Source organism: Pseudarthrobacter sp. IC2-21, from assembly GCF_034048115.1.
GTDB classification, from domain to species: domain Bacteria; phylum Actinomycetota; class Actinomycetes; order Actinomycetales; family Micrococcaceae; genus Arthrobacter; species Arthrobacter naphthalenicus.
The window spans coordinates 476,778-498,565 of record NZ_CP139145.1; the positions used below are offsets into that span (position 1 = coordinate 476,778).

General features: G+C 65.6%; 23 protein-coding genes. 15 read left to right on the forward strand and 8 right to left on the reverse strand.

What is annotated here, in order from left to right:
* Positions 1-95: 95 nt before the first annotated feature.
* The 5 genes from SBP01_RS02255 (at position 96) to SBP01_RS02275 (ending at position 2,383) form a co-directional block, all read left to right on the forward strand.
* Positions 96-566, forward strand: coding sequence for an Asp23/Gls24 family envelope stress response protein (locus tag SBP01_RS02255; RefSeq protein WP_275214019.1), 471 nt, complete (start codon positions 96-98; stop codon positions 564-566).
* A complete protein-coding gene (locus tag SBP01_RS02260; protein ID WP_275214020.1) occupies positions 563-754 on the forward strand; it encodes a hypothetical protein in 192 nt (63 codons plus the stop codon). Before SBP01_RS02255 ends, SBP01_RS02260 begins: the two co-directional genes overlap by 4 nt.
* Positions 751-1,131 carry a hypothetical protein gene (locus SBP01_RS02265; RefSeq protein WP_275214021.1) on the forward strand — a complete coding sequence of 127 codons (381 nt, stop codon included), beginning with the start codon at positions 751-753 and terminating at the stop codon, positions 1,129-1,131. Before SBP01_RS02260 ends, SBP01_RS02265 begins: the two co-directional genes overlap by 4 nt.
* Before the next feature lie 74 nt (positions 1,132-1,205).
* A complete protein-coding gene (locus SBP01_RS02270) occupies positions 1,206-1,775 on the forward strand; it encodes a DUF6286 domain-containing protein (protein WP_275214141.1) in 570 nt (189 codons plus the stop codon).
* On the forward strand, positions 1,772-2,383 hold the full coding sequence (locus tag SBP01_RS02275; RefSeq protein ID WP_275214022.1) for a hypothetical protein: 612 nt from the start codon (positions 1,772-1,774) through the stop codon (positions 2,381-2,383). The genes SBP01_RS02270 and SBP01_RS02275 overlap by 4 nt, the downstream gene beginning before the upstream one ends.
* Positions 2,384-2,412: 29 nt before the next feature.
* On the opposite strand, the gene SBP01_RS02280 is transcribed toward SBP01_RS02275, so the two are convergent.
* Positions 2,413-4,260: a glycoside hydrolase family 13 protein gene (locus SBP01_RS02280; RefSeq protein WP_275214023.1), complete on the reverse strand. Its 1,848-nt coding sequence runs from the start codon at positions 4,258-4,260 to the stop codon at positions 2,413-2,415.
* Between the two features lie 103 nt (positions 4,261-4,363).
* On the opposite strand from SBP01_RS02280, the gene SBP01_RS02285 reads away from it, so the two are divergent.
* The 5 genes from SBP01_RS02285 (at position 4,364) to SBP01_RS02305 (ending at position 9,006) form a co-directional block, all read left to right on the forward strand.
* Positions 4,364-5,650: an ABC transporter substrate-binding protein gene (locus SBP01_RS02285; RefSeq protein ID WP_275214024.1), complete on the forward strand. Its 1,287-nt coding sequence runs from the start codon at positions 4,364-4,366 to the stop codon at positions 5,648-5,650.
* Between the two features lie 6 nt (positions 5,651-5,656).
* Complete coding sequence (locus SBP01_RS02290; RefSeq protein WP_275214025.1) at positions 5,657-6,694, forward strand: carbohydrate ABC transporter permease; 1,038 nt, start codon at positions 5,657-5,659, stop codon at positions 6,692-6,694.
* Positions 6,691-7,587 (forward strand): carbohydrate ABC transporter permease, encoded by an 897-nt coding sequence (locus tag SBP01_RS02295; protein WP_275214026.1) that lies wholly within the window; start codon positions 6,691-6,693, stop codon positions 7,585-7,587. The genes SBP01_RS02290 and SBP01_RS02295 overlap by 4 nt, the downstream gene beginning before the upstream one ends.
* Positions 7,584-7,853: a hypothetical protein gene (locus tag SBP01_RS02300; RefSeq protein ID WP_275214027.1), complete on the forward strand. Its 270-nt coding sequence runs from the start codon at positions 7,584-7,586 to the stop codon at positions 7,851-7,853. Before SBP01_RS02295 ends, SBP01_RS02300 begins: the two co-directional genes overlap by 4 nt.
* Before the next feature lie 100 nt (positions 7,854-7,953).
* On the forward strand, positions 7,954-9,006 hold the full coding sequence (locus SBP01_RS02305) for a LacI family DNA-binding transcriptional regulator (protein ID WP_320537344.1): 1,053 nt from the start codon (positions 7,954-7,956) through the stop codon (positions 9,004-9,006).
* Positions 9,007-9,042: 36 nt separating this feature from the next.
* On the opposite strand, the gene SBP01_RS02310 is transcribed toward SBP01_RS02305, so the two are convergent.
* From SBP01_RS02310 to SBP01_RS02320, 3 genes are all read right to left on the reverse strand, one after another.
* Positions 9,043-9,990, reverse strand: coding sequence for a hypothetical protein (locus SBP01_RS02310; RefSeq protein WP_275214029.1), 948 nt, complete (start codon positions 9,988-9,990; stop codon positions 9,043-9,045).
* Positions 9,991-10,024: 34 nt separating this feature from the next.
* The gene (locus SBP01_RS02315; protein WP_275214030.1) at positions 10,025-10,831 is read right to left on the reverse strand and encodes an exodeoxyribonuclease III; all 807 of its coding nucleotides are present in this window, start codon (positions 10,829-10,831) and stop codon (positions 10,025-10,027) included.
* A 93-nt stretch (positions 10,832-10,924) separates the two neighbouring features.
* Positions 10,925-12,709: an AMP-binding protein gene (locus SBP01_RS02320; protein ID WP_320538407.1), complete on the reverse strand. Its 1,785-nt coding sequence runs from the start codon at positions 12,707-12,709 to the stop codon at positions 10,925-10,927.
* Between the two features lie 161 nt (positions 12,710-12,870).
* Here SBP01_RS02320 and SBP01_RS02325 point away from each other — a divergent pair, with 161 nt between their 5' ends.
* Complete coding sequence (locus tag SBP01_RS02325; protein WP_320538408.1) at positions 12,871-14,004, forward strand: acyl-CoA dehydrogenase family protein; 1,134 nt, start codon at positions 12,871-12,873, stop codon at positions 14,002-14,004.
* 100 nt (positions 14,005-14,104) lie between these two features.
* On the opposite strand, the gene SBP01_RS02330 is transcribed toward SBP01_RS02325, so the two are convergent.
* From SBP01_RS02330 to SBP01_RS02345, 4 genes are all read right to left on the reverse strand, one after another.
* The gene (locus tag SBP01_RS02330; protein WP_013599688.1) at positions 14,105-14,308 is read right to left on the reverse strand and encodes a cold-shock protein; all 204 of its coding nucleotides are present in this window, start codon (positions 14,306-14,308) and stop codon (positions 14,105-14,107) included.
* A gap of 251 nt (positions 14,309-14,559) precedes the next feature.
* Positions 14,560-15,756 carry an acetyl-CoA acetyltransferase gene (locus SBP01_RS02335; protein ID WP_320537354.1) on the reverse strand — a complete coding sequence of 399 codons (1,197 nt, stop codon included), beginning with the start codon at positions 15,754-15,756 and terminating at the stop codon, positions 14,560-14,562.
* Positions 15,753-16,448, reverse strand: a complete 696-nt coding sequence (locus SBP01_RS02340) for a CoA transferase subunit B (protein ID WP_320537355.1) — start codon at positions 16,446-16,448, stop codon at positions 15,753-15,755. The genes SBP01_RS02335 and SBP01_RS02340 overlap by 4 nt, the downstream gene beginning before the upstream one ends.
* A gap of 28 nt (positions 16,449-16,476) precedes the next feature.
* The gene (locus SBP01_RS02345; protein WP_320537356.1) at positions 16,477-17,193 is read right to left on the reverse strand and encodes a CoA transferase subunit A; all 717 of its coding nucleotides are present in this window, start codon (positions 17,191-17,193) and stop codon (positions 16,477-16,479) included.
* Positions 17,194-17,392: 199 nt separating this feature from the next.
* Between SBP01_RS02345 and SBP01_RS02350 the strand changes: the two genes are divergently transcribed.
* The 4 genes from SBP01_RS02350 to mmsB all read left to right on the forward strand — a co-directional run bounded on the left by SBP01_RS02350 (position 17,393) and on the right by mmsB (position 21,769).
* Positions 17,393-18,181, forward strand: coding sequence for an IclR family transcriptional regulator (locus SBP01_RS02350; RefSeq protein ID WP_320537357.1), 789 nt, complete (start codon positions 17,393-17,395; stop codon positions 18,179-18,181).
* A gap of 93 nt (positions 18,182-18,274) precedes the next feature.
* A complete protein-coding gene (locus SBP01_RS02355) occupies positions 18,275-19,774 on the forward strand; it encodes a CoA-acylating methylmalonate-semialdehyde dehydrogenase (RefSeq protein ID WP_320537358.1) in 1,500 nt (499 codons plus the stop codon).
* Positions 19,774-20,853: an enoyl-CoA hydratase/isomerase family protein gene (locus SBP01_RS02360; RefSeq protein ID WP_320537359.1), complete on the forward strand. Its 1,080-nt coding sequence runs from the start codon at positions 19,774-19,776 to the stop codon at positions 20,851-20,853. Before SBP01_RS02355 ends, SBP01_RS02360 begins: the two co-directional genes overlap by 1 nt.
* Positions 20,846-21,769 carry a 3-hydroxyisobutyrate dehydrogenase gene (gene mmsB / locus SBP01_RS02365; RefSeq protein ID WP_275214038.1) on the forward strand — a complete coding sequence of 308 codons (924 nt, stop codon included), beginning with the start codon at positions 20,846-20,848 and terminating at the stop codon, positions 21,767-21,769. Before SBP01_RS02360 ends, mmsB begins: the two co-directional genes overlap by 8 nt.
* Positions 21,770-21,788: the final 19 nt, after the last annotated feature.

The following is a 21,788-nucleotide window of genomic DNA, read 5'->3' on the forward strand; positions in this document are numbered from 1 at the left end:
CCGCCTACGAAGCTGCGCGGGCGGCAGCCGGAAAATTACCGCATGTTGTCACGGCCAAGGGATAGGGTTGGAAACAACAGAAGGGGAAGTGCCTGATGGAATACCAGAACCCACAACCCGATCCGGCCGGTCGCCAGCTTGATGCCGGCCAGCTCGCTGCCGCTTCGGCAGCGCCCGGCCATGGCCGCACGGTGATCTCTGAAACAGCCGTGGCCAAGGTCGCCGGCATCGCTGCCCGTTCCGTGCCCGGCGTCTATTCCCTCGGTTCCGTACCGTCGCGGGCCCTGGGGGCCATCCGGGATGCGGTTGGCAGCTCGGACCACGCCGCAGGTGTCCGGGCCGAGGTCGGCGAAACCCAGGTTGCCGTGGACATCAGCCTGGTGGCCTCCTACGGCACTCCCCTCCACTCCCTCGCCAACCAGGTCCGGGCCTCGGTGTACCGCGCCGTTGAGGAACTTGTTGGCCTGCAGGTCATCGAAGTAAACGTCGAAATAACGGATGTCTACGTGGCCCCGCCGCCCAAGGCCGCGCCTCCTGTAGCTACAGAGCGGGAGGCACTGCTGTGAACCTGACCGTCGTGGGCATCGCTGTGGGCGCATTCGTCGCGTTTATGTCCTTCCAGTTCGGGTTGTGGGGCTTCCTGGTTTCGCTCCTCTTCATGGCCATCGGGGCCCTGCTGGGCCGCGCTGCGGAAGGAAAACTGGACCTGCGCGGCGTCATGGATGCGATCATCGGCCGGCGCTCCTCATCATGACCGCGGCCGTACCGTCCTTCCCTCCACAGGGGCTGCATGGTCATAACAGGATCAGCACACAGGCCCTGACCAGCCTTGCCAAGGCAGCCGCAGCCGAGGCCCTGGGGGTCGAAGCGCATGACGTGCGTGCGGACTGGTCGGACGACGACGGCCTGCTGGCTTTAGCGCTCGTGGCACCCATCAGGGTGCCGCCCCTGGCAGCGGTGCTGCGGGATGCCGGCAGGGTTGCCGCGTTCGGAGGGCCGATCCGGGACCGGACGGTGCAGGCCAAGAGCCGGATCCTCAATACCGTCACCGCGCTGAGCGGGGCGCGCCTGAGCAGAGTGGATATCCGTATCAGCGGTGTCAAGCCAAGCGAGGGAGGCAGGGTCCAGTGAGCCACAAACTCGACAACGGGAATTTGACGGCCCCCAGGGAAGCCGCCCCGGCGCCCGAGGGTCCCCGGTTGGACATGCACAGGGTGGTGCACCGGGAAACCCATTCATCACGGGCCGCGGTGTCAACAGTGGCGGCCGTGCTGGTGATGGTGGTGGCGGGCTATGGCCTGCTCGAATCGGCTGTGCACGCCATCGGGCAACCCGCCTGGCTGATCGAACCCCAACTGGCGGCCGAACGCATCGTGGCCCTGCCGGCCGGGCTGCCGCCGCTGCTGCTCGGTGCCGGGGGTGCCGTGGTTGCGATGGCCGGACTCTTTTTCCTGCTCAACGCCGTGCTCCCCGGCAGACGGGCGAGGCACGTACTCAAGGGCGGCGATTCCGCCGTCGCAGTGGTGGTGGACGACGAAGTCATCGCGTCGGCATTGGCCCGCAGTGCACGGCTGGCGGCCAACGTCACCCCCGAACAGGTCATGGTGGTGGTCTCGCAGCGGCAGGTCGTGGTCAACGTCCGGCCCACCTCCGGTGTGCCGGTGACGGAACAGGCGGTGCTTGCCGCCGTCGAAAGCGAACTCACGGAGATGGCACTGGATCCTGTCCCGGAAGTCCGCGTGAACATTTCCACTGCGGGGGTGATCGGCGCATGACCAGCACACCCACGGTTCTCAACCGGATCCTGCTCGGAATCCTTGGGCTTAAACTTTTTGCGGTAGGGATCCTCCTGGTGCTGCTGGCCACCGTTCCCGCCGTCGGAACGTGGTGGCACGGGTGGTCCGGTGCCGCCTGGAACGGCGTGAACCAGGCTTTTGACGGGACCCGTTTTCCCGGCCGCCCCGAAAGCTGGCTGTGGATCATGATGGCCGTCGCCTTGGTGATCCTGATCGCCCTGATGGTTGCCTGGGTGGCCCAGCAGGGCAAGGGCCGCAGCAACCTCCTGGTGGCCGAATTCGATCCCGGCGACGTCCCCGGCGACGTACGCATCAGCGGGGGAGTGGCAGAGCAGGCACTCAAACATGCCTTGGCGGAACGTCCGGATCTCGCCGGAGCCACAGTGGCCACGTACGACGTCCGCGGCACGCCGGCACTGAAGATTCGGTTGCAGCCGCGCCAGGGCGTGGCGCCGCACCACTTGGCCGCGGAAGTCACCGGCCTTGTGGCGGCTCTGGACGCGGTGGTGGGAAAATCCACGCCGGTCCTGATCCACATCGGCGCCGGGGCCAGGACACGGTTCAGCCGCGCCGAACGCGTCCGCTAAAACTCGACGGAGCGCGCTGCCGTGGGGAGCTACGCGGGAACCAGATAGGCCGCACTGTGCGGCGGCAGCTCCGCGGCGGCCTCGCCGGCCCCGGGTCCGGATCCGCTTACCAGTGCCACCCTGTAGCCGGCGGGGACCGGCACCGCTGCGGAACCCATATTGCCGAGGACCAGGACGCTGCCGTTGGTGAACGCCAAGACACCGTTGGCCGGTTGATGAAGGCCGGCCCACTGGAACGTTCCGGACCCCAGGCCGTTGGCCGAACGGAAAGCGACCGCTGAGCGGTACAGCTCCAAGGTGGAACCGGGCACGTCCTCCTGCCGGTCCGCAGCGAGGTCCCTGAAGGACTCCGGCTGGGGCAGCCACGGCGCGGCGGGACCGCTGACGCCGGCGCCGCCCTCACTGGTGTAAGCCTCCGCGAAGCCATACCCGGGTTCGTCCGCCCGCCAGGGTAGGGGAACCCGGCACCCGTCGCGGCCCACCTCCACACCGTTGGTACGGAAAAAGGTCGGGTCCTGCCGGGCCTCGTCCGGCAGGGTGGTGTGCTCAGGGAGGCCCAGTTCCTCACCCTGATAGATGTAGGCCGAGCCCGGCAGCGCAAGGGAAATCATGGCGGCCGCGCGGGCGCGCGCCAGGCCCAGGGCTGCGTCCGGCTGCTCATCCGCGGCGGCGATGCCCTTGGGGAATGTGGTGGGATCCTGCAGGCCAAACCGGGTGCCATGACGGACGGTGTCGTGGTTGCTCAGCACCCAGGTGGATGGCGCTCCGACGGACGCGGCCGCATGGAGGGAGTCCTGGATTGCTTCGGCCATGCGTTCCGCGTCCCACCCCGCGAGGAGGAAATCAAAGTTGAAAGCCTGCTGCATTTCGTCCTTGCGAACGTACCTGGCCAAGCGCTCTGCCGGTTCCACCCATGCCTCGGCAACCATCATCCGGTCGCCGTCATAAGCGGCCAGTAATCGGTTCCAGTCCCGGTATATGTCATGCACGCCGTCCTGGTCGAAGAACGGCGACGGCGGGTATTGCGGCGACACAGCGCGGTGAGGTTCCTGGGCTTCCGTATGGCCACCCGGAGCATCTCCCGGCGGCAAATGTCCCTTGTCGGCAGCCTCCCCGGTGCCTTCCACCATGGCGGCCACGCCTTCCCAGTCCGGTAACCCGGCTTCCTTGACCAGCCCATGGGCAACATCGACGCGGAAACCGGCAACACCCCGGTCCAACCAGAAACGCATCACAGAACGCATCTCCTCTTTGACCTCAGCGTTGTCCCAGTTCAGATCGGGCTGTTTGGTATCAAAAAGATGCAGATACCATTCCCCGGCGCGGCCATTGGCTTCGGTCACCCTGCTCCAGGCGGGTCCGCCAAAGATGGATTTCCAGTTGTTGGGGGCGAGGTTTCCGTCGCCGCTGCCCGCGGCTTCATCGCTACCTTTCCGGAACATGTACCGGTTCCGTTCGTCGGATCCTGGAGCTGAGGCGAGAGCTTCCTGGAACCAGGTGTGTTCGTCCGACGTGTGGTTGGGCACCAGGTCCACAATGACTTTGATGTCCAGCGTGGCCGCCGCCTCCAGCATCGCGTCGAAATCGGCCAGTGACCCGAAAAGTGGGTCAACCTGGCGGTAGTCCGCCACATCGTAACCGGCATCCGCCTGGGGAGACTTGTAGAACGGTGACAGCCAGATCGCGTCCACGCCAAGCCGGTGGAGATAGGGCAGCCGAGCCGTCACCCCGTTGAGGTCGCCCATGCCATCGCCGTTCGAGTCTGCAAAGGAGCGGGGGTAAATCTGGTAGATAACGGCGCTGGTCCACCATGCCTGGGTGGAGGAGCCTGCAGGGGAGAGGGAGCTGTTCGGCAAAGATATCCTTTCCGTAAACATTGAGTGTAAACGCTTGCATTTCCGGCAGTAACCTTACTAGTGTGATCCTCACCACTTCAACTGCACCGCCGATTTGCTCGAAACTCAGCGAGGAGTCTCCTACATGAAATCCCCTAAGTTCCTACTGCCCGCCGCCGCGGCCGGCATCCTGGCCATTACCCTCTCCGCCTGCGGCGGGGGCGGCGGCACCACCGGCGGCGGGGGCGGCGGTGACGCCGAACAGGGCCTCGACGGCCGCGGTCCCATCACCTACGTACAGGGCAAGGACAACAGCAACGTGGTCCGTCCCCTGGTCGACAAGTGGAACGCCGCGCACCCGAATGAGAAGGTCACGTTCAAGGAACAGACAGACCAGGCCGACCAGCAGCATGACGACCTTGTCCAGCACTTCCAGGCGAAAGACGCCGGCTACGACGTCGTGGACGTGGACGTTGTCTGGACAGCCGAGTTCGCCGCCAAGGGATGGCTGCAGCCGCTCAAGGACAAGATGGCGATCGACACCAGTGCCATGCTCAAGCCGACCGTCGAAAGCGGTACCTACAAGGGGACGCTGTACGCCGCCCCGCAGACCTCCGACGGCGCCATTCTCTACTACCGCAAGGATCTGGTTCCCAACGCGCCCAAGACGTGGGACGAAATGATGGGCATGTGCTCCATCGCCAAAGCCAACAACATTGGCTGCTTCGCGGGCCAATACAGCAAGTACGAAGGCCTGACAGTCAACGCGTCGGAGGCCATCAACTCCTCGGGTGGCTCCGTGCTGGACAAGAACGGTAAACCCAGCCTGAACACGAGTGAAGCCAAGGCAGGGCTGGAAAACCTTGCGAAGGCATATGCCGACGGCAACATTCCGAAGGAAGCCATCACCTACAAGGAAGAAGAAAGCCGGCAGGCCTTCCAGGACGGCAAGCTCCTGTTCCTGCGCAACTGGCCTTACGTCTACAACCTGGCCGTCACGGAAGGATCCTCCAAGGTGAAGGACGTCCTGGGTCTGGCTGCCCTTCCGGGCAAGGACGGTCCGGGTGCCTCGTCACTGGGTGGCCACAACCTGGCCGTCAGCGTCTACTCGAAGAACAAGGCCACCGCCCTGGACTTCCTGAAGTTCATGACGTCCGCAGAAACTGAGAAGTTCTACGCCACCCAGGGTTCGCTGGCCCCGGTCCTGGGTTCGCTGTACGAAGACAAGGACCTCGTCGCCAAGCTTCCGTACCTGCCGGTCTTGAAGACGTCGATCGAGAATGCCGTGCCGCGTCCGGTGACGCCGTTCTACCCGGCGGTCACCAAGGCCATCCAGGAAAATGCCTACTCTGCCATCAAGGGGGAGAAATCCGTGGAAACTGCTTTGTCAGACATGCAAAAGTCCATCGAGTCCGCGAGCGCGGGACAGTAGCCAGTCATGGCAACCGAATTGGGCCCGACGCCGGTAAAGTCGCCGGCGTCGGGCGGTACCCCCGTCCATCACGCACCTAAAGGGGTTGGTGAGGACAACAAGATCCTGAGCCAGGGCAAATGGGCTACCTGGCTTCTTGCTCCCACCATCATCGCCCTGGCGGTTGTGATTGTTTATCCGATCATCAGCGCAATTGTGATGTCCTTCCAAAAGGACGCCGGGCTCGATCCGGTGACCGGACTCTTCACCGCCGGAGGCCCGGCAGGTTTCCAAAACTACGTCAACTGGCTTGCCCAGCAGTGCGCCGCTCCCGGCGGCGGAACTGTTGCGTGCCCGCCTGGTACCCTCGGTGGCCAGTTCTGGTCGGCCACGGCCACAACGTTCTTCTTCACCATTGTCACCGTAACGCTGGAGACGGTCCTGGGTTTCTGGATGGCACTCATCATGGCGCGGACATTCCGTGGCCGCAGCCTGGTCCGGGCCGCAGTCCTGGTTCCCTGGGCGATACCCACTGCAGTCACCGCCAAGCTGTGGCTGTTCATCTTCGCTTTCGAGGGGATCGCCAACAAGCTGTTCAACACCACCATTTTGTGGACGGGCAGCGAATGGCCCGCCAAATGGGCTGTCATCATCGCAGACGTTTGGAAAACCACGCCTTTCATGGCGCTGCTTATCCTCGCCGGCCTGCAAATGATTCCGGCGGATGTCTATGAAGCCGCCAAAGTTGACGGTGCCAGCACCTGGCAGCGGTTCCGGATGATCACCCTTCCGCTGGTCAAGCCGGCGCTTATGGTGGCTGTCCTCTTCCGCACCCTCGATGCTTTGCGGATGTTCGACCTCCCGTACATCCTCACCGGCGGTGCCAACAACACCACCACGCTGTCCATCCTGGTCATCAACCAGATCAGGCAAGGGTTCAACGCGGCGGCAGCTTTGTCCACGATCACGTTCATCATCATCTTCCTGGTGGCGTTCATCTTTGTGCGCTTCCTGGGTGCAAATGTCGTGGAACAAAGCGGAGCTACCGGTAAGGGGAAGAAATGAGCGCCGCGACAGCCACCACAGACCTCCGGGCGCAGCAGGACAGAGGAAGGAAGGCTGCCCAGAACAAGGAAAAGTGGGCGCAGGGCCGGACGTATATCAGCGCCGTCGTCATCCTGATCTGGTGCCTGGCGCCGGCTTACTGGATGGTGGTGACGGCGTTCCGCGAAGTCGGCTTCACTTACGACACCTCAATCCTGCCCACCCACGTCACGCTGGATAACTTCAATACCGCGTTCGACACGTCCTTCGGCAACCACTTTGGGCAGGCGCTGCTGAACAGCGTGTTCATCGGCGGCGTGGTCACGGTGGTCTCCCTGCTGATCGGCGTGTTCGCCGCCTACGCATTGGCCCGACTGAACTTCAGGTTCAAGTTCCTGGTACTGGGCTTCATCCTGGGCGCTTCCATGTTCCCGGGCGTTGCCCTCATCACCCCGTTGTTCCAGCTCTTCACCAATATCGGCTGGATGGGCACCTACCAGGCGCTGATCATCCCGAACATTTCCTTCGTGCTTCCCCTGACCGTCTACACCATGACCTCCTTCTTCCGCGAAATGCCGTGGGAACTTGAGGAGTCAGCACGCGTGGACGGCTGCACGCAGGGCCAGGCATTCCGGAAGGTCATCCTGCCCCTGGCCGCTCCGGCCATTTTCACCACGGCAATCCTGGCGTTCATTTCCTCGTGGAATGAATTCCTGATCGCCAGCCAGTTGTCCAGTGACGCCACCCAGCCGGTAACTGTTGCCATCGCAAGCTTTGCGGGCGCGCAGCCGAACCAGATCCCTTACACGGCCATCATGGCCGCGGGAACGATCGTTACTATTCCGCTGGTGATCCTGGTGCTGGTCTTCCAGCGCAAGATCGTTGCCGGACTTACTGCGGGCGCCGTCAAGTGAAAGGTGCTGCTGCGGACGGCGAGCGGAACCAGGGGCTGGTCCGCAGCGAGCACCGGCGGGCCCGTTCCGGGGAGGACTTCGACATCATTATCGGATTCCTCGGCTTCTGGGCCCTCGTCCTGCTGGCGGTTACCGTCTGGATGGAGGTCACCGCCCAGCCGGCACTCGGCTGGGCGCTGGGTCTGCTGGCTTTGCTGGCGGCTATCTACGGAATGGTCCGGCTTCGCCGCCGGCTGCCGGCAAGAACCGCCACGCGTAAGAACTAGGGGCTGACCCGGGAGCCAACGGCCGGGCAGAATAGACTGGCTTGCTGCGGCCGGGGCAGCGGGCAGCAAGGATCTGTCAAAGCTGCAAAGGGGGTAGTCTGTGGCACGCATTACGGAAAGGTCGCAACGTGGCGGCCACAGCGGCGTCAGTATTGAGGACGTGGCCGCGGCGGCTGGAGTGTCCACTGCCACCGTGTCGAGGGCAGTGCGCGGGCTGCCCCGGGTTTCGCCCGCCACCCGGGAGAAGATCCTGGAGGTGGCGGGGGCCCTGGGCTATGTGGCGTCTTCGTCCGCTTCGGGCCTGGCCACCGGCCGGACCAGGACGATCGGTGTGCTGGCCCCTTTTGTGAGCCGGTGGTTCTTTTCCAAGGCCATCGAGGGAGCCGACCGCGAGCTTCATGCCAGGCAGTACAACCTGTCGCTCTTTAACCTCGGCGGGCACGGCAGTCACAGGGAGCGCCTCTTCAGCAAGACCATGGTCTACAAGCAGATCGACGCCCTGCTGGTCCTGTGTATGGCGCTCACCCCCGATGAGTTGGACCACCTGCAGAAGATCGATATCCCGCTGATTGTGGTCGGCGGGCACGTGGAGGAGTGCGCGTATATCGGGATCGACGATTATGCGGCCTCCTCCACGGCCGTGCGGCACCTGATCGACCTCGGGCACCGCGATATTGCCCTGCTGCACGGTGACGACGAGACCGATCTCAACTTCGACGTTCCCCGCGTGCGGATCCTCGCCTTCAAGGAAGTGATGGCCGAGGCGGGGCTGCCCATCCGCCCTGAGTGGGACGAATGGGGTGACTTCACGGTCCGCAGCGGCCAGGAGGCTTTCAGGCGCCTGTGGGAGCGGCCCGGCGCCAAACCCACCGCCATCTTCTGCGCCTCCGACGAAATGGCCATGGGCGTTATCTTTGAAGCCGCCCGGGCCGGGGTCTGCGTGCCGCAGGACCTGTCCGTGGTAGGCATTGACGATCACGATTTCGCTGACGCCATGGGCCTCACCACGGTGCGGCAACGGCCGGATGAACAGGCCGAACTGGCCACCAAGATGCTCCTCGACGAACTGAACGGTGTGGCAGGAGCCGTTCGTTCCGCCGTCGCTCCCCACCAGCTCATCGTCAGGCGTACGACGGCGGCGCCTCCGTCCTAGGGCGGCGCACCCGCCAGGGGGCGGGGGGAGTTCCGGTCAGGAGGCGCGCGCCAGCTGCCGGATGGGGATCCACCGCGACGCGAGCCGGCGGTAGGCCGCCGCGGCGCCCGTCATGTCCCCCTCGGCAAGGCACTCGATGCCCAGCCGGATGTCCATCGGCGACTCATCCGGATACACCTTGTCCGCGACGGCGCCGTAGTCCAGCTCCACCATGGAGTTCACGTGGAACAGCTCGAGCCACTCGGTCAGCTGGGCGAGATCATCCAGCATGTCCAGGTCCGGGGCAGCCAGCGCCAGGTTTGCCACCGCGTACCGTGCCCGCTCCATGGCCTCCGTGATGGGTGCCCACACCCTGACCGTGAGGATGCGCCCGCCTGATTCCACCACATCTTTATGGTCGCCCTCGGCAAACAATGAGAACCAGCTGAACGGTATGCCCCAGGTGGAAGCGCGGGTGTGCACACGGATACTGCCGTCGCGGGCCTTGACCTGGTCGATCCGTTCCTGGTGCTTGTCCCGCTGTTCCTCGGGTATCAGCATCTCGGCCAGCGGGCCGTGGATTCCCTCCATCAGGGCGTTCGCGGCGAGGCCCGCGCGCAGGACCAGTTGACTCGGGCAGTACAGCAAAACACGCTCGGCACCGCCCTTACGGGACTCATCACCCGCGGCGGCAGCGCCGGCGTCGGAAGTTCCCGCCTCCGGAGCCTCAGCGCGCGCAGCGGCGTGACGCCCCGCTCCGGGCGCGCTGGTCACCCTGACCAGGTCCGTTCGCCCGGTCGGGAACGGGTCCCCGCCGGCACGGGTGATCCGGCCCAGCGAAGCCAGGAGCTCGGCGTTTTCGACGGCGGCCCGGGAGGCAGCGCGTGCGCCGGCGGCCCGGATGGCTTCGCGCTGGCCTGCGGGGAAGGCTTCCAGGGGTTCGTAGACCCGGAGCGTGGAGGAAAACGGCAGGCCGGCCTGGCCCCGGTACAGGTTTCCCGTCACGGCGTTTCCCCTTCCCGGCTCCCGGCAGCGGCCATCAGTCAGTCAGTTCCACAATGACGGGGGCATGGTCCGAGGCGCCCTTGCCCTTGCGTTCCTCGCGGTCGATGGACGCGCCCGTGACCCGGGCGGCCAGGGCGGGGGAGCCTAGCACGAAGTCGATGCGCATGCCTTCCTTCTTCGGGAACCGCAGCTGGGTGTAGTCCCAGTAGGTGTAGACGCCGGGCCCCGGGGTGTACTCGCGGGCGAGGTCCTTGAAGCCGGCCTCCTCGAACGCGTGGAACGCAGCACGTTCGGGCGGGCTGACGTGGGTCAGCCTGTTGTTCACGAAAAGGTCAATGTCCCAGACGTCTTCATCGAACGGCGCAATGTTCCAGTCACCCATCAGCGCAACCTGGGCGGCGGGGTCGGCGGTGACCAGGCTCTGGGCATGGGTCTTCAGGGACTCAAGCCACTTGATCTTGTAGGGCATGTGTTCATCGTCCAGCGACCGGCCGTTGGGAACATAGAGGCTCCAGACCCGGATGCCGGCACAGGTGGCGGCCATGGCGCGGGCCTCCTGCACGGGATCCTTGCCTTCCTTGCCGAACGCGGGCTGGTCCAGGAACGTGCGCTCCACGTCTTCCAGGCCCACGCGGGACGCGATGGCCACACCGTTCCACTGGTTGACGCCGAAGTGGGCCACCTCGTAACCCATGCGTTCGAACAGCTCCCAGGGGAAGTTCTCGTCCTTGCACTTGGTTTCCTGGATGGCCAGGACATCGCAGTCACTGCGCTGCAGCCAGGCCTCCACACGGTCGGCGCGGGCACGGAGGGAGTTCACATTCCAGGTAGCAATCTTCACAGTCCCTAACTTACCTTGGCCGTGCAGGGGCGGGTAAAGTCCTGCCCCGGCATCCCGCCCCGCACCGGTTCGCGGGCCTCACAGCCCGGCGTGTCAGCCCTTCAGCCCCGGGAAATCCGCGTCAGAGTACTCGACTCCATAGCCGGCAGCCGCGGTTGCGGTGCCCCCGGCCTTGCCCGCCGGCTCCCCGCCGCCGGTGCCCGTGCCGTGCCTGGCTTCCTCGCGATGCCGCAGCTCCACGCGGCGGATCTTGCCGGAGATGGTTTTGGGCAGCTCCGCGAATTCGAGCCGCCGGATGCGCTTGAACGGTGCCAGGTGCTCCCGGCAGTACCGCAGGATGTCCTCCGCCAGTTCCGGTCCCGGCTCCAGCCCGGCCACCAGAACCACGTAGGCCTTGGGCAGGGAAAGCTTCAGGGCATCAGGCGATGGCACCACCGCCGCTTCGGCTACCGCCGGGTGTTCGAGGAGAACGCTCTCCAGTTCGAACGGCGAGAGCCGGTAGTCCGAGGACTTGAAGACGTCATCGTCCCGGCCCACGTAGGTGATGGTTCCCCGTTTGTCCCTGCTGGCCATGTCGCCCGTGTGGTAATAGCCGCCGCGGAACGCATCCGCGGTCTTCGCGGCGTCGCCGTAGTAGGACTTCATCAGGCCGACGGGCCGCTGATCAAGCCGAAGGCACAGCTCGCCGTCGTCCCCTTCCTCCCCGGTGTTGGGGTCCACCAGCACCACGTCGTAGCCCGGCAGGGGCAGCCCCATGGCGCCGATGGTTACCGGCTGGCCCGGCGTGTTGGCCACCTGGACCGTGCTTTCGGTCTGCCCGAAGCCGTCGCGGATGGTCTGGCCCCAGGCGCGCTGCACCTGGTCGATCACCTCGGCGTTCAGCGGCTCACCGGCCGACACCACCTTCAAAGGGGGAGTCTTCAGCAGCTTCAGGTCCGCCTGGATCAGCATGCGCCATACCGTGGGCGGGGCACAGAAGCTGGTGACGCCTTCACGGTCCATCTGCTCCATCAGGGCGCGGGCATCGAACCGCTCGTAGTTGTAGACGAAAACACATGCCTCCGCGATCCACGGGGCGAAGAAGTTGGACCATGCGTGTTTGCCCCATCCCGGGGAGGCGACATTCAGGTGGACGTCCCCCGGTTCCAGGCCGATCCAGTACATCGTGGACAGATGCCCCACGGGATAGGACGTGTGTGTGTGCTCCACCAGTTTGGCCTTGGACGTGGTCCCGGATGTGAAGTAGAGCAGGAGCGTCTCATCCGCCCTGGTGGGGGCGCCGGGTTCGAAGGTGGCGGGCGCCGTCGTCGAGTCCGCGTAGTGGAGCGCCGGTGCGGATTCCGGTGCCGGCGTCTGTTCGGATGCGCCGGGGCCGCCGATCTCAATCAGGCGGTAGTTGCCGGGAACGCCGGCGAACTTGCCAATGTTGGCATGCCCGACGGCGGCCCACCGCGCCTCGCCGCGCTCCACCCGTTCGGCCAGGTCGGCGGGGCCCATCAGCGTGGTGGTGGGGATCAGGACAATGCCGAGCTTGATCCCGGCAAGCATCAATTCCCACAGCTCCACCTGGTTGCCCAGCATCACAATCATCCGGTCGCCCCGGCGCACGCCCTGGCTCCGCAACCAGTTGGCCACCTGGTTTGACCGGGCCGCCAGGTCGGCAAAACTCCGGCGCGTCGCCGAGCCGTCCTGCTCCACGATCACCAGGGCGGGATTGTTGGCCTTCGCCGGATCAGCAGCGATCTGATCGAACCAGTCGAGGGCGAAATTGAACTCCGCGAACTGTGGCCAGCGGAACTCCCGCCTGGCGCGGTGGTAATCGGAACGGAGGGCCAGCAGGTGGTCCCGTGCTTCCCGGAAATCATCGGTCACTGACAAGGAGAGACCTTTCGCCCACGTGATTGCCATCACTAATATCCAACCCCTGCAATATACTAGGACATCCAAGAGTTTGGAAGACCGAAGGGACGAGGACCGTGGAGTCACCAGGACGTGGGCGCGATGTGACAGACCTTCCGCCGTTTGCCGATGCCGATCTGATGTACATCGCAGACCTGCTGCCGGCCGCCGAGCGGGAGCGGTACGCGGACATGCGGGAGTTTCTCCAATCCGCCGTGCGGCCCGCGTCCATCGACTACTGGAACCGGGAGGAATTCCCCTTCGGCCTGGTGGCTGAACTGGGCAAGCGCGGGCTGGGACAACTGCAGACGGACGGCACCTCGAAGCTGTTCAAGGGCCTGATGTACGTGGAGGTTGCGCGGGCGGACGTTTCCCTCTCCGCTCTGGTGGGAATCCACAACGAGCTGATCGTGGGCATGATCGACGCCCTGGGCTCCGAGGAGCAGAAGCAGCGCTGGCTGCCGGGGCTGGCAACGTTCACGCAGCTGGGCGCGTTTGCCCTGACGGAACCGGAGCACGGCTCAGACATCGCCGGCGGGCTTGAAACGTCCGCGCGGCTGGACGGCGGGGAGTGGGTGATCAGCGGCGCGAAACGCTGGATCGGCTCCGGCACCATCGCGGACTTCGCCCTGGTCTGGGCCAGGGACCAGGCGGACGGGCAGATCAAGGGCTTCATTGTGGAGACCGACCGCCCCGGCTACCGGGCCACCAGGATTGCCAACAAGATCGGCTTGCGGATCATGCAGAACGCCGACATTGTGCTGGACAACGTCAGGATTCCCGCGTCCAACCTGCTGCCGGGCGCCACCGACTTCGCCAAAGCCAACGACCTCCTGCGGGATTCCCGGGCCTGGGTCGGGTGGCAGGCTGCCGGCATCCAGCTGGCCGCATTCGACATCGCCCGTGCGTATGCGCTGGAACGCCGGCAGTTTGGCAAGGAGCTGGCCCGCTTCCAGCTGGTCCAGCAGCAGTTGGCGGAGATCCTGGGCAACGCGTCCGCCTCGCTGGCGCTGATGGCCCAGCTCGCCCGGATCCAGGGGGACGGGAAACTGGAGATGGCCCAGGCCGCGATGGCGAAATCAACCTGCACCCGGCTGGCGCGCTCTTCCGTTGCCATGGGACGGTCGCTGCTGGGCGGCAACGGTATTAGTGCCGACTACGAAATGGGCAAGCTTTTTGGTGACGCCGAAATCCTTTATACCTATGAGGGCAGCTACGAAATCAATTCGCTGATCGTAGGGCGGGCCGTCACGGGTAAATCCGCCTTCGTTTAGTTCGGAAGGCGCAAAGCATTGCTTCAGTAAACACTATTCGCTTAACAAAAAACTGCCCTGGCCATGCTTCGCAGCACGGCCAGGGCAGTTGATCAGAACCTTACAGCGGGCGAATGTTCTCTGCCTGCGGGCCCTTGGGACCTTGGGTCACATCGAATTCGACTTTCTGGTTCTCGTCCAGTGAGCGGTAGCCGCTGCTGGCGATTGCGGAGTAGTGCGCGAAAACATCGGCGGATCCGTCGTCCGGAGCGATGAAGCCAAAGCCCTTTTCAGCGTTGAACCATTTAACTGTGCCTGTTGCCATTGCTAACTTCCTTTGTAACCCTTTTCTGGTCCTGCTCGGACGGCAGGCAGACGCGGAAACTGTGGTCCGCACTCTCAAACCTAGGGGCTGTTCGGTGGCCGTGCAATAGCTACGGTCATCATCCAGTCACTCATGTTATTAAATGGTGTCCGTGTTCCCGGGGCGGATAGGACCGTAACAGTGCAACGCGGAGTCACATCCGGCCCGATAATCCGACCTGGAAGGGCATTATCTGACCCCGTGTTGCTTTGTTACACGGCTTCGAGGACGCTGACGTAGTTGGCGATGCCCACGCCGCCCATATTCTGGACTGCTGCGCGGCGGGCGCGGCCCAGCTGCATGTCACCGGCGGTGCCGGTGAGCTGCATGGCGGCGATGACGTGCTGGGACACGCCGGTGGCGCCCACGGGGTGGCCCTTGGCCTTGAGGCCGCCGGAGACGTTGACGGGCAGCGTGCCGTCCTTGAACACCCAGCCCTCGGTCACGGCGCGGGCGCCCTGGCCGGGTTCCGTCAGGCCCATTGCCTCGTACATCAGCAGCTCGGCGATGGTGAAGCAGTCGTGCACCTCGGCAAAGTCCAGGTCCTCAAGTCCGACGCCGGCCATCGCCAGGGCGCGCTGCCAGGACATGCGCGTGGCCGCGAAAGCCGTGGGATCCCGGAGTTCCGCCGGAAAAAAGTCATTCGCGTGACCGAATCCCGCCAGCCGAACCGGCGCAGTTGCCCCGCCGGTGGGCGAGGTGGAGAGCACGACGGCGGCGGCGCCGTCGGACACGGGGGAACAGTCGGTGCGGCGGAGCGGGTCCGCCACCATGGGGTTCTTGTCCGAAACGGTGCGGCAGAATTCCTCGCCGAGGTCCTTGCGGAGCTGGGCATAGGGGTTGTCCACTCCGTTGCGGTGGTTCTTGGCCGCGATGGTGCCCAGGACGTCGGAGAGGTTCCCTGCGCTGGCGCCATACCGCTTCCCGTAGTGTTTCGCGACCTCGGCGAACAGGCCGGTGAAGCCCGTGGTGGAAGCTTTCCCGGCCATGTCGTAGTCCGCGCCCAGCAGGGCGGCCCCCACCACGTCCGCACCGGCGTGGGTCATCTTCTCCGCACCGATGACCAGGACGGTTTTGGCCGTGCCGGCGAGCAGCGACTTGGTGCCCTGCTGGAACGCGGCCGAACCCGAGGCGCACGCATTTTCCACCCTGGTGGCTGCCACGTTGGCCAGGTCCGGTGAGACCTGCAGGGCCAGGGAGGACGGGAAAGCCAGCGGCATCATGCCGGAGTTGAACTGTCCCAGGTAGATCTCATCGATCTGGCCGGCTTCGATGCCGGCGTTCGTGATGGCGTCGGTGGCCACCTGGACAATCAGGGACTCCAGGGTTTCGTCGGTCAGTTTGCCGAAGCGGCTGTGGCCCCAGCCCGTGAGGAGGACATCCTTGCCGAACTGTTCCTTCAGGCTCATGCCGTGGCTCCTTCGAGGGCGGATTCGTCCAGGTCAGAGTCCAGCGCGACGACGAACGCGGCCTCGGTCTTCTCGCGGATTTCGTCCACGCTGACGCCCGGCGCGAGGCGGGTCAGTGTGAGCTGCCGCCCGCCGCCGTCGTCCGTCTTATCCAAATCAAAGACCGCGAGGTCGCTGATGATCCGGTCCACACAGCTCAGCCCGGTGAGCGGCAGGGTGCATTCTGCGACGATCTTGGCGGTGCCGTCCTTGGCGTTGTGCTCGGTCAGGACCACCACCCGCGGGGTTCCGGCCACGAGGTCCATGGCGCCGCCCATGCCCTTGACCATCTTGCCGGGGATGGTCCAGTTGGCGAGGTCGCCGTTGCCGGAGACCTGCATGGCGCCGAGGATGGCCACCTTGACGTGGCCGCCGCGGATCATGCCGAAGGAGGTGGCGGAGTCGAAGATGCTGCCGCCGTCGAGCACGGTGACGGTCTGTTTGCCGGCGTTGATGAGGTCGGCGTCCTCCTCGCCTTCGTACGGGAAGGGGCCCATGCCGAGCAGGCCGTTTTCGCTCTGCAGGACCACGCGGACACCCTCGGGCAGGTTGTTTGCCACCAGCGTGGGGATGCCGATGCCCAGGTTTACGTAGTCGCCGTCGTTCAGTTCCTCGGCCGCGATGGCGGCCATTTCATCCCTGGTCCAGGCCATGGGGTTCTCCTTAGGTAGATTCAGGCGGTTAGGCGGACGCGAGCACGGTGCGGGGCCGGACGGTGCGCTGTTCGATGTCCTTGACCCGGCCGCTTGCCTGGACCAGGTGCTGGACGTACACGCCGGGGGTGACGATGTGGTTGGGATCCAGGGCCCCCGGAGGCAGGATGACTTCGGCCTCGGCGACGGTGACCGCCCCGGCGGTGGCAACCACGGGGTTGAAGTTCCGGGCCGTGTAGCGGTAGATCAGGTTTCCGTCCGTGTCCGCGGTGTGCGCGTGGACGAGGGCGACGTCGGCCCTGATGGCGCGCTCCTGGACGAAAGTTTCGCCGTCGAACTCCGCCAGCGGCTTGCCTTCGGCAACCAGGGTTCCCACCCCGGTCTTGGTGTAAAACGCGGGGATGCCGGCGCCCCCGGCGCGGAGGCGCTCGGCCAGGGTCCCCTGCGGGGTGAACTCCACGTCGAGTTTTCCGGCGAGGTACTGCTCGGCGAAGAGTTTGTTCTCGCCCACATAGGAGGCGATGACCTTCCGGACCTGGCCCGCCTCGATGAGGATGCCCAGGCCCTTGCCGTCCACGCCCATGTTGTTGGACACCACGGTCAGTTCCCGGACCCCGGAATCGCGGACGGCTTCGATCAGGTCCGCCGGGATGCCGCTCAGGCCGAAACCCCCCACGGCCAGTGTCATGCCGTCCTGGAGCAGTTCCTGCAGGACAGCGCCGGCGTTGGATTTAAGTTTGGACATTCCGTCTCCTCGTCGTTGAGTTGGTCAGCGCCTGCCCGGTATCCACTTTGTGGACATAGGGCCTGATGTAGGAGCCTAGGGATGACGCCAGGGAAGGTCAATGAGGTGAAAGCCTGCGTAAAGCGGATATTTCACGTCGTGGACGTTAGGCTGGGCGGTGTCCACATTGTGGAGCAATTCTTTTCAGCGGGAGGCTTGAATGACCAGTCCGGTCCAGGGAACGCAGGTGGTGGGGCGGGTGGCGGCACTGCTGCGCCTGGTGGGCCGGAAGCCGGGTGGCAGCTCCCTCGCCGGCCTGGTCCGGGAATCGGGCCTGACCCGGCCCACCGTCCACCGGCTCCTCACGTCCCTGGCCGCCGAAGGGCTCCTGGACCACGACGCCGGCAGCGGCAATTGGATCCTGGGCCCGGAAATGTTCCTGCTGGGATCGGTCGCAGCGGCCCGGTTCCCGTTTGAGGACATCGCCCGCCCCAGCCTGCGCCGGCTGGCCGAGGAGACGGGCGAAAGTGCCTTTTACTCCATCCGCCGGGGCCAGGAGGCGGTGTGCGTCCTGCGTGAGGAGGGCAGCTTCCCGGTGCGCTCCTTCGTCCTGCATGAAGGGGTCCGGTTTCCGCTGGGCGTGGCCTCAGCCGGGACCGCCATGATGGCGTTCCTGCCGGACGGGGAACAGGCGGCCATCCTGTCGGACTGGGACCAGCACGCGGGCGCCTTCGCCACGGGCCACCGCCGGGATGTGGTCACCGGAAACCTCGAGCAGACCCGGTTGCACGGCTATGCCGTGAATCCCGGCCTGATCCTTGAGGGCAGCTGGGGGATGGGGGCCGCCGTGTTCGACCAGCAGGGCCGTCCCGTCGGCGCGCTGTCGCTGACCGGGATCGAGCCCCGGTTCCGGCCGGCGCGGCAGGAGTTCCTGGGCAAACTCCTGATGGAGGAAGCCCACCGGATGACCGCCAGGCTTCCGACCGGCAGGCCTGCACCGGCCGTCTAAGGCCCGGCGCGCCCACCAGGAGGCCCCCTAGAAATTAGTAGGAAGTCCGAGTAGATTCGGGTTCAAAGATGACCGCATGCAAAGGAGCATTCGATGGTGCACGAGCTTTCACACTACGTCGGCGGCCAGCGGGTCGACGGCACTTCCGGGCGTTTCAGCGATGTCTACGACCCCTGCACGGGCCAGGTCCAGGCAAGGCTCCCGCTGGCAAACAAGGAGGAAGTGGCCAACGCGGTAGCCAATGCTGAGAAGGGCCAGCTTGAGTGGGCGGCCATGAATCCGCAGCGCCGCGGCCGGATCCTGCTCAAGTTTGTTGACCTGGTCAACGAGAACATGGACGAGCTGGCCACCCTGCTCTCCTCCGAGCACGGCAAGACCTTCCCGGATGCCAAGGGCGATATCCAGCGCGGCATCGAGGTAGTGGAGTTTTCCGCCAATGCCCCGCACCTGCTCAAGGGCGAGTTCTCGGACAACGCCGGCACGGGCATCGATGTCCACTCCCTGCGGCAGCCCCTGGGTGTGGTCGCCGGGATCACCCCCTTCAACTTCCCGGCCATGATCCCGCTGTGGAAGTCCGGCCCCGCGCTCGCCGCCGGCAACGCCTTTATTCTCAAACCGTCGGAGCGCGACCCCTCGGTGCCGTTGCGGCTCGCCGAACTGTACAGCGAAGCCGGCGTCCCGGACGGTGTGTTCAACGTGGTCAACGGGGACAAGGAAGCGGTGGACGCGCTCCTGGCGGACCCGCGCGTGAAGGCCATCGGCTTTGTGGGCTCCACCCCGATCGCCCAGTACATTTACGCCACGGCGGCGGCCCACGGCAAGCGCGCCCAGTGCTTCGGCGGCGCGAAGAACCACATGGTGATCATGCCCGACGCCGATCTTGAGATGGCTGCCGATGCGCTGATCGGTGCCGGGTATGGTTCCGCCGGTGAACGCTGCATGGCTATCTCCGTCGCGGTCCCGGTAGGCAAGGAAACAGCCGATGCACTGGTGGCCAAGCTGACCGAGCGGGTCAAGGCCCTGAAGGTGGGCCCCAGCCTGGACAAGGACTCGGACTTCGGCCCCGTCGTGGCCCAGTCCGCCAAGGACAGGATCGAAGGCTACATCCAGTCCGGCGTGGACGAGGGCGCAACGCTGGTGGCTGACGGCCGCGGCCTCACCGTGGACGGCTACGAGGACGGGTTCTGGGTGGGACCCACGCTCTTCGACAACGTCACCAAGGACATGAAGATCTACAAGGAAGAGATCTTCGGCCCGGTCCTCAGCGTCCTGCGCGCAGCCGACTACGACGAGGCGCTCAGGCTCTGCTCCGAGCATGAGTTCGGAAACGGCGTCGCGATTTTCACCCGGGACGGGGACGCCGCCCGCGACTTCGCCAGCCGCGTGGAGGTGGGCATGGTGGGCATCAACGTCCCCATCCCGGTCCCCATCGCGTACTACACCTTTGGCGGCTGGAAGGCCTCCGGCTTCGGGGACCTCAACCAGCACGGCGCCGACGCGTTCCGTTTCTACACCAAGACCAAGACGGTCACCACCCGTTGGCCTTCGGGCATCCGCCAGGGCGCCAGCTTCGTGATGCCGGCCGGCAGCTGATGGGCGGTTTTCCCGAAGCGAAGCCGCAAACAGCCGACGTCCTGTTTGAACGCCGCGGCCACCTGGGCATCGTCACCCTCAACCGGCCCAAAGCCGTCAACGCCCTCACCCTCGGCATGGTCACGGCAATCCTGGAGCAGCTCACCGCCTGGGCGGACGACGACGCCGTGGCCACCGTCCTGGTCCAGGGCGCCGGCGACCGCGGCCTGTGTGCGGGCGGGGACATTGTGGCCATCTACCGCGACATGGTGGAGGGAACCGGCCAGGCCCCGGAGTTCTGGACCATTGAATACCGGCTCAACGCGCTCATTTCCCGCTATCCCAAGCCGTACGTTGCCTTCATGGACGGCCTGGTGCTCGGCGGCGGCGTGGGGATCTCGGCGCACGGCTCGGTCCGCATTGTCACCGAGCGCACCCGCACCGGGATGCCCGAAACCACTATCGGTTTTGTCCCTGACGTCGGCGGCACGCTCCTGCTGGCCCGCTCGCCGGGGGAGTCCGGCACGCATGCCGCGCTCACCGGCGCCCACCAGAGCGGGGCGGACGCTTTGTTCCTCGGGCTGGCTGACCACTTTGTGCCCTCCGGCAGCCTCCCTGCGCTCGCGGAAGCGCTGGAAAGCGCGACGCCGGATGCCGCCGTCGGGCGCTTTGTCCAGGAATCGCCGGCCTCGGCGCTGGCGGAGCAGCGGGAGTGGATTGATGCCGCCTATGCCGCCGATGACGCCGAGGAGATTGTGCGCCGGCTGCGCGCCGCCGCCGGCGGTGCGGCGGCCGAAGCTGCCGCCAGCATCGAAGCGAAGTCGCCCACTGCCGTGAAGCTCACCCTCGCATCGCTCCGGCGCGTGCGCGGGCTCTCGCTCCCGGAAGCTCTGGCGCAGGAATACCGGGTGGGGCTCCGCTGCCTTGAGGGGCCGGACTTCCGTGAAGGCATCCGGGCGCAGGTGGTGGACAAAGACCGCAATCCGCACTGGAAGCCGGCGTCCCTCGCCGAGGTGACCGCGGCCGACGTCGAGCGCTATTTCGCGCCCCTGGGTGAGCGTGAGCTCAAACTTCAGTTAAAGGAGTCCGACCATGTCTGACAGCGCAGCATCCGGCACCATCGCCTTCCTGGGCCTCGGCCACATGGGCGGTCCCATGGCGGCCAACCTGATCAAGGCCGGCCACAGCGTGCTGGGCTATGATCCCGTGCCGGCCGCCGTTGAAGCGGCCAAGGCACACGGCATCCCCATGGCTGCCTCCGCGGCGGAGGCCGTGGCCGGTGCCGCCGTGGTGCTCACCATGCTGCCCAGCGGACAGCACGTCCTGGACGCCTACCGCGGGGGCAACGGGGCACCCGGCCTGCTCTCAGTGGCCGGGCCGGACACCATGTTCCTGGACTGCTCCACCATCAACGTGGACGAGGCCCGCGAGGCTGCAGCGATTGCCGTGGAGGCCGGGCACCGCTCCGTGGACGCGCCCGTGTCCGGCGGAGTGGTGGGGGCGGAGGCAGGCACGCTGACGTTTATGGTGGGCGCCCTCCCCGAAGACTTCGAAACCGTCAAGCCGATCCTGGAGCGGATGGGCAAACGCATCGTGCACTGCGGGGACCACGGCGCAGGGCAGGCCGCGAAGGTCTGCAACAACATGATCCTGGGCGTGTCCATGATTGCCGTCAGCGAGGCGTTTGTGCTCGGCGAGAAGCTTGGCCTGACGCACCAGGCGCTGTTCGACGTCGCTGCCAACGCCTCGGGCCAGTGCTGGGCGCTGACCACTAACTGCCCCGTCCCGGGGCCCGTCCCCACCAGCCCGGCCAACCGGGATTACCAGCCGGGTTTCGCGGGCGCGCTGATGGCCAAGGACCTGCGGCTTGCCCTCAACGCCTTGGAAAGCACTGGCGTGGCGGCGCAGATGGGGCCGCTGGCCTCAAGGATTTACGACGAATTCGCCGCAGGGGACGGCGCCGGCCGTGACTTCTCCGGCATCATTACGGACATCCGGGACAAGTCAGCCACGTAGCGTTGGCAGGGACACATTT

What these genes read in the sequence shown, in the direction of transcription:
- SBP01_RS02345 (WP_320537356.1), bottom strand. Translation starts at nt 17,193, where the DNA reads ATGTCCAAACTTAAATCCAACGCCGGCGCTGTCCTGCAGGAACTGCTC.
- SBP01_RS02295 (WP_275214026.1), top strand. Translation starts at nt 6,691, where the DNA reads ATGAGCGCCGCGACAGCCACCACAGACCTCCGGGCGCAGCAGGACAGA.
- mmsB (WP_275214038.1), top strand. Translation starts at nt 20,846, where the DNA reads ATGTCTGACAGCGCAGCATCCGGCACCATCGCCTTCCTGGGCCTCGGC.
- SBP01_RS02285 (WP_275214024.1), top strand. Translation starts at nt 4,364, where the DNA reads ATGAAATCCCCTAAGTTCCTACTGCCCGCCGCCGCGGCCGGCATCCTG.
- SBP01_RS02350 (WP_320537357.1), top strand. Translation starts at nt 17,393, where the DNA reads ATGACCAGTCCGGTCCAGGGAACGCAGGTGGTGGGGCGGGTGGCGGCA.
- SBP01_RS02265 (WP_275214021.1), top strand. Translation starts at nt 751, where the DNA reads ATGACCGCGGCCGTACCGTCCTTCCCTCCACAGGGGCTGCATGGTCAT.
- SBP01_RS02280 (WP_275214023.1), bottom strand. Translation starts at nt 4,260, where the DNA reads ATGTTTACGGAAAGGATATCTTTGCCGAACAGCTCCCTCTCCCCTGCA.
- SBP01_RS02340 (WP_320537355.1), bottom strand. Translation starts at nt 16,448, where the DNA reads ATGGCCTGGACCAGGGATGAAATGGCCGCCATCGCGGCCGAGGAACTG.
- SBP01_RS02330 (WP_013599688.1), bottom strand. Translation starts at nt 14,308, where the DNA reads ATGGCAACAGGCACAGTTAAATGGTTCAACGCTGAAAAGGGCTTTGGC.
- SBP01_RS02360 (WP_320537359.1), top strand. Translation starts at nt 19,774, where the DNA reads ATGGGCGGTTTTCCCGAAGCGAAGCCGCAAACAGCCGACGTCCTGTTT.
- SBP01_RS02335 (WP_320537354.1), bottom strand. Translation starts at nt 15,756, where the DNA reads ATGAGCCTGAAGGAACAGTTCGGCAAGGATGTCCTCCTCACGGGCTGG.
- SBP01_RS02270 (WP_275214141.1), top strand. Translation starts at nt 1,206, where the DNA reads ATGCACAGGGTGGTGCACCGGGAAACCCATTCATCACGGGCCGCGGTG.
- SBP01_RS02355 (WP_320537358.1), top strand. Translation starts at nt 18,275, where the DNA reads ATGGTGCACGAGCTTTCACACTACGTCGGCGGCCAGCGGGTCGACGGC.
- SBP01_RS02325 (WP_320538408.1), top strand. Translation starts at nt 12,871, where the DNA reads ATGTACATCGCAGACCTGCTGCCGGCCGCCGAGCGGGAGCGGTACGCG.
- SBP01_RS02290 (WP_275214025.1), top strand. Translation starts at nt 5,657, where the DNA reads ATGGCAACCGAATTGGGCCCGACGCCGGTAAAGTCGCCGGCGTCGGGC.
- SBP01_RS02255 (WP_275214019.1), top strand. Translation starts at nt 96, where the DNA reads ATGGAATACCAGAACCCACAACCCGATCCGGCCGGTCGCCAGCTTGAT.
- SBP01_RS02275 (WP_275214022.1), top strand. Translation starts at nt 1,772, where the DNA reads ATGACCAGCACACCCACGGTTCTCAACCGGATCCTGCTCGGAATCCTT.